The sequence below is a fragment of the Enterococcus sp. DIV0806c genome (assembly GCF_051710905.1).
GTDB lineage: Bacteria > Bacillota > Bacilli > Lactobacillales > Enterococcaceae > Enterococcus_B > Enterococcus_B mundtii.
The window spans coordinates 2,392,559-2,408,589 of the sequence record NZ_JBIOLO010000001.1; the positions used below are offsets into that span (position 1 = coordinate 2,392,559).

The 16,031-nt window shown below is 38.5% G+C and carries 16 protein-coding genes and 1 pseudogene; 3 read left to right on the forward strand and 14 right to left on the reverse strand.

The features are described 5' to 3' along the window. Positions 1-318 precede the first annotated feature (318 nt). The 6 genes from IGK77_RS11230 to IGK77_RS11255 all read right to left on the reverse strand — a co-directional run bounded on the left by IGK77_RS11230 (position 319) and on the right by IGK77_RS11255 (position 8,587). Positions 319-1,449, reverse strand: a complete 1,131-nt coding sequence (locus IGK77_RS11230; RefSeq protein ID WP_074800249.1) for an ABC transporter permease — start codon at positions 1,447-1,449, stop codon at positions 319-321. After that, complete coding sequence (locus tag IGK77_RS11235; RefSeq protein WP_438713192.1) at positions 1,449-2,549, reverse strand: ABC transporter permease; 1,101 nt, start codon at positions 2,547-2,549, stop codon at positions 1,449-1,451. The genes IGK77_RS11230 and IGK77_RS11235 overlap by 1 nt, the downstream gene beginning before the upstream one ends. 11 nt (positions 2,550-2,560) lie before the next feature. Then, positions 2,561-3,496: an ABC transporter ATP-binding protein gene (locus tag IGK77_RS11240; protein ID WP_074800243.1), complete on the reverse strand. Its 936-nt coding sequence runs from the start codon at positions 3,494-3,496 to the stop codon at positions 2,561-2,563. Between the two features lie 65 nt (positions 3,497-3,561). Continuing rightward, positions 3,562-4,692: a sensor histidine kinase gene (locus IGK77_RS11245; RefSeq protein WP_074800240.1), complete on the reverse strand. Its 1,131-nt coding sequence runs from the start codon at positions 4,690-4,692 to the stop codon at positions 3,562-3,564. After that, entirely contained in the window at positions 4,693-5,325 is a 633-nt protein-coding gene (locus IGK77_RS11250; RefSeq protein ID WP_074800237.1) for a response regulator transcription factor, read from the reverse strand. Positions 5,326-5,719: 394 nt separating this feature from the next. Then, positions 5,720-8,587 (reverse strand): LPXTG cell wall anchor domain-containing protein, encoded by a 2,868-nt coding sequence (locus IGK77_RS11255; RefSeq protein WP_074800234.1) that lies wholly within the window; start codon positions 8,585-8,587, stop codon positions 5,720-5,722. Between the two features lie 798 nt (positions 8,588-9,385). Between IGK77_RS11255 and IGK77_RS11260 the strand changes: the two are divergent. The 3 genes and pseudogenes from IGK77_RS11260 to IGK77_RS11270 all read left to right on the forward strand — a co-directional run. Continuing rightward, a pseudogene (locus IGK77_RS11260) lies at positions 9,386-9,481 on the forward strand (putative holin-like toxin); the annotation flags it as partial. 310 nt (positions 9,482-9,791) lie between these two features. Then, positions 9,792-9,938: a putative holin-like toxin gene (locus IGK77_RS11265; protein ID WP_010734785.1), complete on the forward strand. Its 147-nt coding sequence runs from the start codon at positions 9,792-9,794 to the stop codon at positions 9,936-9,938. Between the two features lie 306 nt (positions 9,939-10,244). Next, positions 10,245-10,391, forward strand: a complete 147-nt coding sequence (locus IGK77_RS11270; RefSeq protein WP_071868080.1) for a putative holin-like toxin — start codon at positions 10,245-10,247, stop codon at positions 10,389-10,391. Positions 10,392-10,607: 216 nt separating this feature from the next. On the opposite strand, the gene IGK77_RS11275 is transcribed toward IGK77_RS11270, so the two are convergent. From IGK77_RS11275 to IGK77_RS11310, 8 genes are all read right to left on the reverse strand, one after another. After that, complete coding sequence (locus IGK77_RS11275) at positions 10,608-10,883, reverse strand: helix-turn-helix domain-containing protein (RefSeq protein ID WP_074800228.1); 276 nt, start codon at positions 10,881-10,883, stop codon at positions 10,608-10,610. Next, positions 10,883-11,047: a type II toxin-antitoxin system RelE/ParE family toxin gene (locus IGK77_RS11280; protein WP_231112521.1), complete on the reverse strand. Its 165-nt coding sequence runs from the start codon at positions 11,045-11,047 to the stop codon at positions 10,883-10,885. The genes IGK77_RS11275 and IGK77_RS11280 overlap by 1 nt, the downstream gene beginning before the upstream one ends. Beyond that, on the reverse strand, positions 11,044-11,229 hold the full coding sequence (locus IGK77_RS11285) for a hypothetical protein (protein ID WP_256209276.1): 186 nt from the start codon (positions 11,227-11,229) through the stop codon (positions 11,044-11,046). Before IGK77_RS11285 ends, IGK77_RS11280 begins: the two co-directional genes overlap by 4 nt. Positions 11,230-11,547: 318 nt before the next feature. Further along, positions 11,548-12,621 (reverse strand): ABC transporter substrate-binding protein, encoded by a 1,074-nt coding sequence (locus IGK77_RS11290; RefSeq protein ID WP_071867898.1) that lies wholly within the window; start codon positions 12,619-12,621, stop codon positions 11,548-11,550. After that, positions 12,618-13,448 (reverse strand): ABC transporter permease, encoded by an 831-nt coding sequence (locus IGK77_RS11295; protein WP_019723762.1) that lies wholly within the window; start codon positions 13,446-13,448, stop codon positions 12,618-12,620. The genes IGK77_RS11290 and IGK77_RS11295 overlap by 4 nt, the downstream gene beginning before the upstream one ends. Beyond that, positions 13,445-14,251, reverse strand: a complete 807-nt coding sequence (locus IGK77_RS11300) for an ABC transporter permease (protein WP_019723761.1) — start codon at positions 14,249-14,251, stop codon at positions 13,445-13,447. The genes IGK77_RS11295 and IGK77_RS11300 overlap by 4 nt, the downstream gene beginning before the upstream one ends. 11 nt (positions 14,252-14,262) lie before the next feature. Next, entirely contained in the window at positions 14,263-15,348 is a 1,086-nt protein-coding gene (locus tag IGK77_RS11305; protein ID WP_010734779.1) for an ABC transporter ATP-binding protein, read from the reverse strand. A 17-nt stretch (positions 15,349-15,365) separates the two neighbouring features. After that, entirely contained in the window at positions 15,366-15,908 is a 543-nt protein-coding gene (locus tag IGK77_RS11310; protein WP_019723760.1) for a helix-turn-helix domain-containing protein, read from the reverse strand. Positions 15,909-16,031 lie beyond the last annotated feature (123 nt).

A 16,031-nucleotide genomic window follows, 5' to 3' on the forward strand; every position in this document is an offset into this window, starting at 1 on the left:
GTTTGTAAATCGATTCGTTCGCCTTTCTTTTCTTGTAAATTCAAAAAAAAGACTTGACTGTTCTATTGAATTTAGTCAATTCATTTTAGATTTAGAAAAACATGTGTCCGAGTCATTAGTCCTCTCGTACCATCTAAAACTGAATAAATGGGGGAAATAAAAATAATCACTTCGAAAAATAAGGCGCCATCCACAAAAATTTAAAAAACAAATATCGCAGATGGCGCCTTATTTCTCGAGGCTAGGCACTGCTGTCCCGATCGCTTACTTTTCTTCTAATTTGGCGTATCCACCTTGAATTGCCTCACGCTTTTTTGATCAGCTATATACTTCTTGCCTTGTTCGCCTCGTATATCCATATACCGCCAAACTTAGAAAGAATAGAGTATAAATGACTAAGATGATCACTTCGCTATAATTACTTCCCCATGTTTGTCCGGATTGAAAGTTTTTGATAATCGTCAAGATCCAATATTGAGGAGTGACCATCGACACTTTCTGCATCAATTCTGGCATCACCTCATGTGGAATCAAAGCACCAGATAGTAAACTTGTGACGGTAATCAAGATACTTTGCAAAGCCGCTGCTACAGTTGTACTTGGGGCAAGAACACCAATCGCAATCGACCAACTTACGGCAAGTAAACTAAATAGACTTAGTAGTACAATCAAATCAACAGCGCTTAAACCAGGATCAATGTTAAATAGGACGATCATGACAACAACTGCTAACATTACTTGGATCAGCATAGCGAATGTCGCAAAGATCGTTGTCCCGATAAAATACGTGCTTTTAGCTACCGAAGTCGTCATCAAACGTGTATAAATTTTATTGCGTCGTTCTTGCTGGATAGTCGTTGTCCCAAAATTGCCTGCTTGGAAAAGAAGCATCATCAACAAAAAACCAACGATTTGCACCGACATTCGTTCGGTCATTGTGCTTTGATCTACTTGATTGATCTCGATTTCTGTCGATTCTTTCAAGCGTTCAAGTGATTCGTCCTCCTCTCCAGCTTCTGCTAACAGATGGATACTAGAAACTTCTGCTAATGCACGTTGGGTCAAGCGGTCGATATTCTCCAACAGTTCTCCTTTTTGGAATGTCCGGAGAGAGAGTTTCGTATTCTCAGAAACATTTTCTTGATAACCTTTAGGGATTGTGATGACTGCCACCGCATTTTGTCGGGAAAGAACTTGATCAATTTCTTCAGCTGAACCAATTTCCTGAACACTGACTCGTTTTTCCAAACTTTCAATAAGCAATTCACTATAGGATGAGCGATCTTGATCGACTACCCCTATCGTCAGGAGATTCGTTTCTTGATCGCCATAAGCAAAAAGATAAAGGACGACACTCAAGAAAGGAATTCCTATAAGAAACAAGATTTGCAATGGTCGATTTTTCCAAAGAACCAACCTTTCTCTAATGATCCAAAAGATATCTCTCATTAGAATACCTCCCTTTTATCTAAAATGACGACTGACGACATGAGTAAAACAAACAATAACCCAAAATTCCCATAGATACCTAACCAGTGCAAGGGATTGTCGGTCCACAAACTTTCTCTTACAGATGCTAAAACCCAACCTAATGGTGACAATCCCATCATCGTTTCATTGGTTGGAAAGTAGGCACCACCTAAAAATCCAGTGAGTTGAATAACTATCTGGGTAATGCCAGAACCAATTCTTTTTTCATCACGGTCTCCAATGGTTTCTAAAAATAAACCGAGTGCGAGAAAACTGCCCATAAGTGCGATTAAGTTGAGATAAGAAAAACCAAATCTTAAATACCATGGAACATCAAATAATAATTGAGAGATGAGCATCAAGACCAACACTACCAACATGCCAAATATGAAATGTCCAAAAAATGTCGAAAAAATGATCGTTTTACGGCTAAGTGGTGTGACTAATTCTCTTTGCACGGTTCCATGCTGTCGTGCTTCTCGAAACATGCTCAGACCAATTTCCGAAAAATATAAAACAAATAGACTAATCATAGCAATCGCATAGTATTGGTAGGAAGATGCGCTTTCTCGTTGATTTTCTTGATCGACCACAATCGCTTCTGTAAACTGCTCAGCTGAAACTAGGCCAGTGGTTGCCGGCAAGTGCTGTTCCTTAATGAAACTTTGTCGTTTGATTTCCTGTACGATTTCTACTAGATAGCTTTGAAGGATTGTTTTTTCTACATTGGTCAATTCCCGACTCTGCACTTCGATGTGATCGGAAAAATGTAAGTAAGCATCAGCTTCTTGTTTTCTTATATTCGCTAATCCTTCCTTTTCATTTGTCACTTCTTCAAAATGAATAGCACCTTCCGCAAAAGAACTTACTTGTTGGAATATCTCACGAACTTCTTGATCGTCTACCTGATATTGTACCGTCAATGGCTCCATATCAGAGGTGATGTCATTATTGAATACACCTTGGAGGACTGCCCCTAGAATAAACATCAACGTGATCGGGAAAGCGAGATAATAAATGTAATTCGATTTCTCACGAAAATTTTGTATCAGGGTCCGGATAATTATTTTTTCATTCATACTCACTCCTCCTAATCACGTAGATTACGTCCAGTCAAACTAAGAAAAACTGTTTCTAAATCTGGAGCTTGTTGCAGTACATCGACTACTCTAACTTCTTGCTTAATCAGTATCATTAATAGTTGATTCAATAATTTGCTTTCAAGCACCGTCACGATCTGTACTTGCTGTTTGTCGAGTGAAACATTGATGATCCCATTAATATTATTGATTTCTTCTATATCCAGTGCCTCTGGATTCTCCACAGTGATTTGCAGATTGATTTTATCCGTGACGAGATTCACTAATTCTTCCTCACTACCGATAGCAATCACTTGACCTTTATCGATAATGACGATCTCATCTGCCAAACGTGCGACTTCTTCCATATAGTGACTCGTGTAGATGATCGTCGTACCGTTTTCTTTCATTTTTTCAATGGCATCTAAAATATAATTTCTAGATTGTGGATCGATCCCCACTGTCGGTTCATCCATGATCAGTAAAGCAGGTTGATGGGCAATCGCCATTGCAATATTCAATCGTCGTTGCATTCCTCCAGAAAAAGCACTCGGTCGCTCTTTTCTTCGTTCATACAAATCAACCGTTCTCAATGCCTTTTCTACATTCTTTTTTAGTTCTTCCCCTCTGAGTCCATATAGACCACAAAAAAAGCGGACATTTTCTTCAGCAGACAAATCATAATAAATCGCTAACTCTTGTGGAACAACGCCTAATTTTCGCCTAAGTTCTCTTTTTCGCTCGCTCATCTCTTCTGAAAACAACTGAACCGTTCCAGATGTCTTATTCAATAAACCAGTAATCATATTGATAACGGTTGACTTCCCTGCGCCATTTGGACCTAGTAACCCTAAAATCGTTCCTTCTAGTACTTCAAATGACACACCATCCACAGCAATTTTCTGTCCAAATTTTTTTGTCAATTTTTGCACACTGAGTATCTTCATTCAATCACTCCTTTTCTTTATTTTATAAAAAAAAGAGAAACTGTAATAGTACAGTTTCTCATGATTTACGAATTAGAAATCTCATGTTCTTCATCAAAAGGTAATATCGTGGTGATGTGAAAACCATCCGTTCCATCAATCAACAATTTGCCGTTCAAAACGGCTGTTCGCTCTTCCATTCCTACGATCCCCAGACCTTTACGATAGTCCATTGCCTTTTTTCCATTGTTCTTCGATTCAAAACGGAGAAATTTTTGATACACATGCAAACGCACCGTGACCGTTGAGGCTTCACTATATTTCAGCGTATTCGTCAAAAATTCTTTCAAATTTGCCGCCAATACCTGCCAATGAAAGCGACTGATTTTATCTAAGGTACCGCTATATTGGAAATCCACGATAATCTGGTGAGTCTCGGAGAAACGTTGGAGTTCTGCCTTTACTTTATTGATGTTCAAGGTTTCATTCTTTGGTCGCTCGTCATGTAACACGTTGCGCACTTCGTTGATCGACTTTCTTAAGCGATCAGCAGATTGGCTCAATAATTGATGCGCTTGCTCCGGTTGTTCTCGATTGATGACCTTTGCCGCCTCTATTTGGATCAAGCAACTCGTTAAGTCGTGCCCAAGATGGTCATGGATTTCATGAATGATCCGTTGTCTTTCTACTAACGTTGCTTCTTTTTGCATCGCTTCAGCATTCAAAGTGCTTTGTGCAAAGAGTTTTGATAACTTGTTTCGTTCAATCCGTAAAAAATCGGAAGAAGTAGTTAACTCTTCTTGTTGTTTCATCATTTTTTCCGCAGACCAAACGATACTGATCATCCCACTTACCCACAGTACAAAGAGAAAATAAAGTGAGTCAGAAAGAAAAAAGCTGCCAACGCTATAATTGATCAAGGCTACAAATAAAAGTAACCATGACTTTTGGAAGCAAAAATAACCTTGCAGCAAGGAAAGTGGCAATAGAAAAATCGCTTGTTCGACAAAAATCAAACTCAATAGAACACTGATCAATTGCAAAGCAACAAACCAAGGCCGATGTTTCTGAAAACTTTCGCCTAAGAAAAAAAATGTCAACCATACCATACTTAAACTAATGACAAACATCAAAAGGGTAGAGGTTGTTTGATAGATCATCAACCCGATCAAACCAATGATCGATAGCAAGTTGATCGATAATTTGATTGCTTGCATCTACGTCATAACCTCACCTGTGAGAACATAGATCGCTAATTGCGTACGATGATCCAAGTTCAGTTTTTTTAAAATCATTGAAAGATTGTTATGGACAGTTCCTTCACTTAAAAATAGTGTTTGCGCAATCACTTTATTTGTCATTCCTTTTGCGACGAGGTAGGCTATTTCTTGCTCTCGCTCCGTCAGTAAGGAGAGATCTGCTTCTTGATCATTCTTGTTACCTAATTGTTGCGTTGCCTTCACGAGGATTTCTTTCGAAAGGATCGTTTGTCCCTGTAACACACTCTTGATTGCTTGGATCACCGCCTCAGGAGGAGTTGTTTTCAGCAAGTAACCACTTGCACCGTTGCGTATTCCTTCCTCTATGTAACGATCTTCATCAAACGTAGTTAAAATGATGACAGGTATCTGATATTCTTCCGTAATCTGTTTCGTAGCGGTGACGCCATCCATTCCCGGCATTCGGACATCCATCAATACAAGATCTACTTGATTTTTTTCGCAAAAAGCAATAGCTGAACGTCCATCATGACAAATACCCACTACTTGAAAATCGTTTGTACTTTCTAAAATGATTTTTAAGCCGCTTGTAATCAGTGCACTATCATCTACTAATAAAATGTTTGTCATAGTGATTCTCCATTTTTTTATTTTGAGCAAGTAGGAGTAACAAGCGATCAAATCAAAAAGTGTTGGCTTCTACTTACAAAGTAGTCGTCGCATGTGTTATCTTTTTTGATAAATTCATTTCTTTTGCCTCTCGTACTTGATCTTTCCTTATAGTATACTCGAAAGAATCAGTAAATAGAAGTTTGAGCCCGTAAGCGACAGATAGATTCCTATGGTATGACTACTCACTTGCTCTTCTCTATCTATTTTTAATCAACGAAAAAACAGATTGAGACAATGATGTTAGTTTCCAGAAATAGACAAAACCCTAAAATAGAAAATCAAATCTTAGGTGAATCGTAATACTTCTTGAAGCTATACACAATTGTCTCAATCTCACACTTTCAATGATCGTTTAATTATTTTTCTTACGCTTCAGCCAGCTAGCTAATGCTGTACCTACCGCACCAAAACCAAGCAATGCAAATGCACTGGCTACTTCACCAGTTTTAGGCAGATTGTCGCCTCTTCTATTATTTCTAGTCGATGTAGCATTTGTCGCGATACTTCCACCGCTATTTCCCGAAGTATTTCCACTACCACCATTCGGAGTAGCAACAGGCTGTTCATTTCCTGGTTGGTTATTTCCAGAAGGAGCACTAATATTATTTCCACCATTCCCTGTGTTTCCTGTGTTTCCTCCGGTTCCGCCATTGCCATTACCACCATCTCCATCGTTTCCTGAAAGTGCTGTAGTAAGCATAATGGGTTCAGACTCTTTCCCTTGTAAAAAGTTGGTACTCTCGTCTGAAATCGCAGTGATCCAATATGTGGTGTTTGCACTCAATCCCAAAAATACGCCAGCTACTGCTGGTACACCATCTGCGTATGCAACGACTCGCGCAAGCGGATTGGCTTGTGGATCTGTGTCGTAAATCAGATAGGTCACATCTTGCAGCAATTCTTCCGCATGGTCATGGTACCAGTGCTCGCCTGGTGTATCTGGGGTATCGTCATGGTGTAGAAGTGCAGTATCCGCAATCGTGATCACTTCATGGGTATTGTTTTGTTTTGCTAATTCCTCGTCTATTCTCAAAAATGCACCGGCTGCTTTCGTGATTGCTTCGACATCAAAGAGATCTGTGACAAGATACTCATGATTCCCAATAGTCGGTAAGCCGGTAACCTCATAGTTAGAAAGGTTAACCGTGCCCCAATCAATGATCCAGTTCGCTCCTTCGATCGTATTCGTTCCAGCAGTACTATTCGTATACTGGAAGCTGGCTTCTTGCCACATCACCTCATCCTCAGGCGCTAACCCAGCTAACGTCGGCAGATCGAAATGATCGATTTCTGTCGTTCCATTGAATGAACGAGCAAAAACTGTCCCTTTTTCTAGAATGATCTCAGCCGGAGTCACTTCAATCATTGCTTTATTCCAATTCTGTCCAGGTTCTAATGTAGTGAGACGACTGATTGGTGTAGCAGTCACTTCATAAATCCCAACACTAGAAATTTCCAAGATCAAATCCATACCATCGGCTGAAATGCTTACCCCATCCGCATCTGTCTCAAAAAGATAATCATCTGGATTTCCACCGCGTCCGAATAAAGAAAAGACATCAGTAAGTGGAATCTTTGTTTCTGCTCCACCATATGGCACTTGAAGCGTTTCTCCTAACGCATTGATCGGTAAAGTATCCCTCTCGTTACCTAGTCCTAGCTTAGGATAATTTGTCGTAGCATCCCACACCCAAGTGCTACCGAAATCCCAACCATTTGATTCATAAGTCGTTTGTGTGCGCAATTCAATGACATCTAAAGGTTCAATGACCTCTTCGATCACTTGACCACCGATTGGAACTCCACTGTATAAAGCCTCAGAGTTATTATAGTAGTAATTATTGATATTCGTTCCACCTAAACCGAAATGATCGACATCGGATTCTCCAGTGACATCTCCCATCCCATAACTGTTTTTGATTGTCAGAGAGCCGGCATTACCGACAAAACCGCCAACAGCTTCAATGCCAGTTACATGTCCCGTACTATAGTTGCGTGCTACTTCAATCGCATAAGGATGAATGGCCCCGATAAATCCTCCGACATTCGTTCTCCCAATGACATCGCCCGTCGCATAGGAATCGACTACTGTACTGTAGAAGTCGTGTCCACCAATCAAACCTCCCACGTTTTCACTTTCGGGGCTGTCAATATTCCCGGTTGCATACGAACGACTGACTTTACCCCAGCTATTCAAACCAATTAGTCCACCAGTATTGATTGTATTCGCTGTGACATTTCCTGTGGCATAACTATCTACAACTGTGTTCCCATTTACTCCGATCAACCCACCAACAGCTTGAGGATACATGTAAGGATTTGCATTAACTGTTATCGTCGCTGAAGAAGATGAGCGAGCAATCGTAGTACCTGCGACAGTATTCGCCATATAACCAATTAGTCCACCAATGTTATTCCCACTTGCTTCAATACTTCCACCACTAACAGTAGAATCAGTGACGGTCGTTGGTCCTTTAGATAGGTCATTGATTTGACCAATCAATCCCCCAACATTATTTCCGTATAGCCCTCCCACGACCCGTGGATTTTCTAATGTGATCCCAGAAATCGTTGCACCGTCTGTCACACCGAAGAATCCACGATTATGCAGATCCCCAGGTTGTACCCCAGCATTCACTATCATATTACGGATCACTGTTCCAGGTTCAGCTGTAAAACTTCCAGTGAATTTTGTTGCTAAAGTTGTCCCATATCCAACAGGTATCCAATCTGAAGTGAGTGTAATATCATTCATCAATTGGTAATGCGCTGCGAGATCATTTCGCATTTCATTCAATTCAGCTTCAGTGGTGATTTGGAAGGGCGAGGTGAGAGAACCATCACCAGCCCCTGAAAAGAAAGACTCAACAACTGCTTCACCTGTCTCCTCTATCTCTTCAACTACTGGAAATTGCTCCTCAAGCTGTAGTGCTGGTACTTCTAACAATTCTTGGTCAGTTTCTTCAGTTACCATGACCACATCACTGTCATCGTTGTTATCATCAGCCAAAAGCTCCGGTTTGTTAGATGTAGTTTCATCATTTGAGATTTCATCATCGAAGGTTTCTATTTCTTCACCTATTGTCTCTTCTTCAACAAACGTATGTCTTATTGGATCGATATCCTCTAAAACGTTCGCAAAAGTCGGTACTGTTTGCGCTAATACCATTGAACTTAAAAGTATATGTGCAATGAGTTTTTTCTTGTTCAGTTTAACCATAAATATATCCACCCTTCGTTCTCTAATCATATTTTAATATATGTGTAAATTATCTCATAAAATAATTGATAAATGAACTTTTTTACTATTTAAGTAACACTTATAATTAGAGAACTCTAATTATATTGCAATCAAATGTTTTTTTGTTTAGTATATGAAAGTTCATGTTTACTCAAAGCAACTTCTTATTATTCCTTTTTCACTAATAAAGAAACACGAGATATTAAAACATTGTTATGTAAAAAAAATCTTTTTTATTTTCCACTAAAATAAAAGTATGTCCCTCTCTGAATCGAGAGAACTTTCAACATCTTCTTAACGGCTTCCAGTTTAATTACTAATTTGTCGATCTCTTACTTCGTTTCATAGAATGATAATTATAATGTTTTCTAAAAACAGAAAAAACAACCGCCAACTTGCACATTGTAAATTTTACTCCTCATAAAATGATAAGGTTAATCATTGTTAATTCAGGCAATCAAAAGCGAAGGTGTCCTATAAACACCATGAATGATGATTCGATCAATCATAAAACAAATAATTTTTTTGTTATTTTATTTTGATAGTATTTTCGGATCTTTCAACTGACAAAAATAAGAAAAAAAGAAAAACAACCAGAAAATACACGGATGTATTTTCTGATTGCTTTCTTTTTCTTAGCAATTGATTTACGCAGATACAGATAAACAACTAACTATTTTTTAGATATTCAAAATATAAGCCCATTGAAAAGGACGTAATCGCTTAAATTGATAGTGTCATTTTTCTAACTCTAAGTAACTGACCTTTTTGTCTTGATATGAAACAATCCAAACAATTATAGCTTTCGGTATGTTTACCGTTGCTTTAGTTGGATTGGTTGTTACAATGCTGAAAAATGACAAAGAGAAGTAACCGTCACTTTAGCGAGCCGATGGTTTACTTCTCTTTGAGTTAACTATTACACTTGCCACTACCTTTTAGCGGTGCTGTCAAAAGGAAACTGTTGACGCAGTTCCTTTTTTCGTTTTTATTATAGCACAACTCCAGCTTCTTCTTCAATTCTGATTCCTGATTCAGTGTATTTTAAGTGAACATACAAATTTTTCAAAAAAAAATCCGTGTTTATCTAAAGTTCAAGGACTCTATCTAGGGCGATATGCTATACTTTTTGGGACAGTAAAGTTGAATGACGGTGGCGACTTCAAAAAAGGTGGTGGTGCTTATGGAGATAAGTACTGAAATCGAAGAAAGGAGAAGCCTTTTGTCTGTTGAAACAGCGTTAGGGCTAATGATCAGTTTCGGTTCATTTACCGCTACTTTGATCTTTGGCATCCTAGCCTTGACCAACAAAAATGACAAAAAGAAATAGCCGTCACTTTTTCCCGGAGACGACTATTTCCACATTAGCATAAAATTCTGTCACCGGGTTTAGCGGTGCTGTCAAAAGGGAACTGTTGACGCAGTTCCTTTTTTCGTTTTTATTATAGCACAGCTTCGGCTTCTTGTTCAATTCTGATTTCTGATTCAGTGTATTTTAAGTGAACATACAAATTTTTCAAAAAAAACATCCGTGTTTATCTAAAGTTCAAGGACTCTATCTAGGGCGATATGCTATACTTTTTGGGACAGTAAAGTTGAATGACGGTGGCGACTTCGAAAAAAGGTGGTGGTGCGTATGGAGATAAGTACTGAAATCAAGGAAAGGAGAAGCCTTTTGTCTGTTGAAACAGCGTTAGGGCTAATGATTAGTTTCGGTTCATTTACCGCTACTTTGATCTTTGGTATCCTAGCCTTGACCAACAAAAATGACAAAAAGAAATAGCCGTCACTTTAGCGAGGGTCGGCTATTTCTACAAAAAATATCTAATTCTTGCCACTAGCTTTTAGCGGTGCTGTCAAAAGGGAACTGTTGACGCAGTTCCTTTTTCGTTTTTATTATAGCACAACTTCGGCTTCTTCTTCAATTCTGATTGATAGATAAGAAGGATTTATGGAGACAACTAATTGGCTGGACCAATAGATTCCGACTTAAAAACGATTACTCAAAATTTATGACAAGCTTTTTATCCAATCCTTGTGCTAGCTCGATCACTAACTCAATACTAGGATTCATTTCACCTGTTTCAACTCGTGAAATGGTTGATTGAGGTTTCCCAATTTTTTGCGCTAATTGTTTTTGTGTTAATCCAGTACTTTTCCTTAATTCTGCTAGTTTTAACGCAATATCTAATTTAGCTTCTTCAATTTCCATTAGATGCACAAATTCTTCACCTTTTTCCGCTCTTTTTTTTATATAATTTTGTACTTGACTCATCATATCCACCTCTCGTTCTTACTTAAAAAATTGTCTCGCAACTTTCTACCTTTTTCTAACTCTCGTCTGGAAAGCTTATTTGCTTTCTTTCGAAACCCATGAGTAATAAAATATTCATGCCCTTTTCTTTGAAAATATATCCCTCTTAAAGCATTACTACTCATACTTGCTCGCACTTCATATAGATTGCTCTGCAGTTTTTTACCCACTCTTGCCGCATAGCTGTATGTATATCTGTTTTTTCAATTTTATCAATGATTGATAAAATTTTTGCAGCCTCCTTGTCACTCAATGAATCAAGGAATCTTTCAAATTCATCGCCCCACTTAAATTTAGGATGATTCAACTTATTTCCTCCTAATCATATCATTATATAGCGAATTAGCTATATTTTTTTCTACTATTTGTTAAAAACTTTTTTCTTTAGGCAAATCAAATTTTCATGTTTATTTTTCCCTTCTTTTCATGGTTGATTTATCCTTTACACAATCAATTACGCTAATTAAAGACTATTATTTTGATCTATATTGCTATCTTTAAATCAAAAAAAAAAAAACGCCTAAAAAGGCGCTTTTGGTAGAAATTTGGAAAACTGTGCTTTCAAAAGTACGTAAACAAAGGTTTTTGTTCCTTGAGTTTTTCCCAGTTTTATTGAGTTTTGCTATCATTTCCGATACATCTTAAACTCTAAGAATAAATCATTATAGATTCCTAAGTATTCCGAACCGAGATTTTCGTAAACTTCAAGATGCGAAATCGTTTCATCCGATGGATAAAATTGTTCATCTTCGGAGATTTCTTTTGGTAGCAATGCTTTGGCAGCTTTATTTGGTGTGGAGTAGCCGATGTATTCTGCATTTTGGGCGGCATTCTCCGGATCGAGCATGAAGTTGATGAAATCATACGCACCTTCTTGGTTTTTAGCTGTTTTCGGCATGACGATATTATCAAACCAAAGATTTGAGCCTTCTGTTGGGATCACATAATGTAAATGTTCATTTTCATACATCATATCTGCCGCTTCACCTGAGAAAGTCACAGCTGCTGATGCCTCTTCGTTGATCATATACATTTTGATCTCATCTGCAACGATTGCTTTGACATTTGGCGTCATTTTATTCAATTTTTGAGCTGCTTCGTTCAGTTCGGTCATGTCTTTGCTATTCAAAGAATACCCTAAACTATTCAAAGACAAGCCCATCACTTCTCTTGCTCCATCAATCAACATCAAGCTGTCTTTCAATTCTGGTTTCCAAAGGTCATCCCAGTGCTTGATTTCTTCTTCATTGAACACTTTATCGTTATACACGATACCCAGTGTTCCCCAGAAATAAGGAATCGAATATTTATTATCAGGATCGAAATCCAAATCCAAGAAACGATCATCGATATTGTTCAAGCCTTTGATCTTACTATGATCTAAAGGCATAACAAGTTTTTCTTCAATCATTTTTTGGATCATGTATTCACTAGGAATAGCAATGTCGTAATTGGTTCCACCCTGTTGGATCTTGGTAAACATGGCTTCGTTCGAGTCAAATGTTTCGTAATTCACTTTATAACCGGATTCTTGTTCAAATTTTGTGATTAAACTAGGATCGATGTAGTCCCCCCAGTTATAGATCGTCACAATTTTCGCGCCACTCATTCCGCTCGCTTTTTCTAATTGTCGAACACTGACAAGCAATACACCAATGATCAAGATAATACCGATCAGCAAAGACTGTAATTTTTTCATCGTAAACGAGCCACCTCCTCACGGTTGCGGCGATTTTTTTTCAATCGTTTAGGTCGGTTTTCTTTACTGATAAAGTAGTAACCGATCACTAATACCATCGAGAATAGGAAGACAAGTGCGCTCAATGCGTTGATCTCTAAGCTGATTCCCTGCCGCGCTCTTGAATAGATTTCAACGGATAAAGTAGTAAAGCCGTTCCCTGTCACAAAGAAAGTAACTGCAAAATCGTCCAAAGAATACGTGAATGCCATGAAATAACCGGCAATGATTCCTGGAGATAAAAACGGTAAAATGATATTTTTTACGACTTGGAAATTATTCGCCCCTAAATCTCTCGCTGCATCCACCATCGAGTCGTTCATTTCCTGCAATTTTGGTAAGACCATCAAAACAACGATAGGGATACTAAAAGCGATATGGGAAAGCAAGACACTTTGAAAGCCTAACCCAAAGCCGATTAGCGTAAAGAAAATCAAAAAACTCGCACCGATGATCACATCGGGAGAAACAAGTAAAATATTGTTCATGCTCAATAGCGCCGTTCGTGCTTGTCGTTTTTTCGTGTAATAGATCCCCATCGCGCCAAATGTCCCGATGATCGTTGCAATCAAAGCCGATAAGAACGCCAGCATAAATGTATTCAATACGATGATGATCAGTCGTGTATCCTCAAATACCGCTTGATAATTCTCCCAAGTAAAGCCGGTAAAGCTGTTCATCGTTCCGCCTTCATTGAAGGAATAAAAAATCAAATAAAAAATCGGTAAATACAATAATAGAAAGACAACTGTTAGATAGAGATACGACCATTTGAATTTTTTTCTCATGAGCGACCTCCTTTTTTCTTCTCACCAGTTAGTAACATCACAACGAACATAGCAATGATCAAAATCACGCCGATCGTTGAACCCATACCCCAATTTTGCGTCACTAAGAAATGCTGTTCGATCGCTGTACCTAGTGTGATCACTCGATTTCCGCCAATCAAACGTGTCAACATGAAAAGCGATAGTGAGGGAATGAAAACTGCTTGTACCCCACTTTTCACGCCATTCAACGACAAAGGAAAAATCACTCGGCGAAATGTTTCAAAATTACTTGCTCCTAGATCTTTACTAGCACTCAATAACGAAGGGTTCATTTCTTCTAACGCGTTAAAAATCGGCATGATCATGAAAGGAATCTCGATATATGTCGCTACGAATAAGAAGCTAAAATCAGTAAATAAAATCTGTTGCGGGCCAATGCCGACAAACTCGAAAAAGTGGTTGACACTTCCATGGATACTGAAAATCCCGATAAAGGCATATGCTTTCAGCAATAAATTGACCCATGTCGGTAAAATGATCAACATCAACCACAATTGCTTATGTTTCAATTTCGTTAAAAAGTAAGCTGTTGGATAGCTGATCAACAATGTGAATAATGTAATCAAGAACGCATACCATACCGAATTGATCGTCATGGCGATGTAAGTTCCTGAAGTAAAGTACGCAGCATAATTGCTTAATGTAAACTGACCACTCATATCAAAAAAAGATTGATAGATGATCATCAAAACAGGCGCAATCACAAATAATCCAAGCCACAAAACATAAGGGATGGAATAGATCCTACGCATTGTTCTCATATTCTCTCCCCCTATTCTTCGTAGCTTTCCAAACGTGCGTCGAAGTCTTCTTCTGACTCATTGAAACGCATGACGTGGATGTCTTCTGGTTCAAAGGCTAAACCGACTTGACTCCCTTCGCGTGCTTTTTTCGTTGAGTGGACCATCCATTCATTTTGTTGCTCATCATAGCAAATGATCTCATAATGGACACCACGAAATAGTTGAGTGTCAACTGTCACGACTAATTTCCCTTTATCCGGTGTTGTGATCGTTAAATCCTCTGGACGAAGCACGACTTCAACTGGTTCATTGACGCGCATCCCACCATCGACACACTCAAATTGTTTGCCAACAAACTCAACCAAGTTATCTTCAATCATCACGCCATTGACGATATTGCTTTCACCAACAAAATCTGCCACGAAATGATTGATTGGTTCATCATAAATATCCACAGGGGTACCACTTTGAACGATTTTCCCTTTGTTCATCACAAAAATCTCATCACTCATTGCTAACGCTTCTTCTTGATCATGCGTCACAAAAATAAAGGTGATCCCTAAACGTTGTTGTAGTTCACGCAACTCATATTGCATATCTGTACGTAACTTTAGATCCAAGGCTGATAACGGTTCATCCAATAACAAGACTTTCGGCTCATTGACGATAGCTCGCGCAATGGCCACCCGTTGGCGTTGTCCCCCTGACATCTCGCTGATCTCCCGCGTTTCATATCCAGGTAATTGCACCATACGTAATGCGTCTTTGACTTTTTTTTCGATTTCTGATTTAGGCATTTTTTTGATTTTCAATCCAAATGCAACATTATCAAATACATTCATATGAGGAAATAAGGCGTAATCTTGGAAAACCGTATTGACTTGGCGCTTATTCGCCGGTAGATCGTTTAGGCGCTTTCCTTCAAAATAAATATCTCCTTCGGTTGCTTCCGTAAATCCTGCAATGATTCGTAAAATCGTTGTTTTCCCACAACCAGAAGGCCCCAACAATGTATAAAATTTCCCTTGTTCGATCTCAAAACTGACATTCTTCAAAATTGTTTCATCATCATAGCTTTTTACGACTTGATCGAATGATATGATTGGTTTTCCCACTTTTTCTGCCCCCTATATTACAAGTATGATTCGGTTGCGACGATCAATACCTTAGTTTGTTTGTTTTGATGATTGCGTAATTGATGGTGTGTCGTTGCCTGATAGTACATCGATTGACCTTTTTTTGCTACATACTCTCGTTCGCCCAAGCTTAGCGCGATCTCTCCTTCTAAGACAAAGATAAATGTCTCTGAAAGTGAAGGTTCAAAGGTTTTATATTCACCAGCTGTATCGAATGTCAATAAAACTGGTTCCATTTCTTTTTCGTTGGAATCTGTCACTAACCATTCCAGTTCATAACCATTTTCCTCATCATAATAGACCGTTCGATCTTCTTTCGTATAAACGATTTGAAGGTTGGGTGTTTCTTGATGAAAAAAAGCTTCTGGGGTAACTCCTAACACTTCAAGGATAGAGAAAAATGTTTCCATCGATGGCGAACTTAAATCCCGCTCAAGTTGTGAGATATAGCCTTTTGATAAATCTGTACGCTCCCCTAATTCTTCTTGTGTCAAATTTTTTTGGATACGCAGATTTCGTAACTTCTCACCAATTTCCATTTGTCACTGTCCCCCCTATGCGAAGTTTTCTAATAGTAAACTCCAAGTTTACTACCACCTGTATTAGTATACAAATTTCCGCTGAAAAAACAACCCTTTTGCTTGAATTTCCTTTGTACTTTT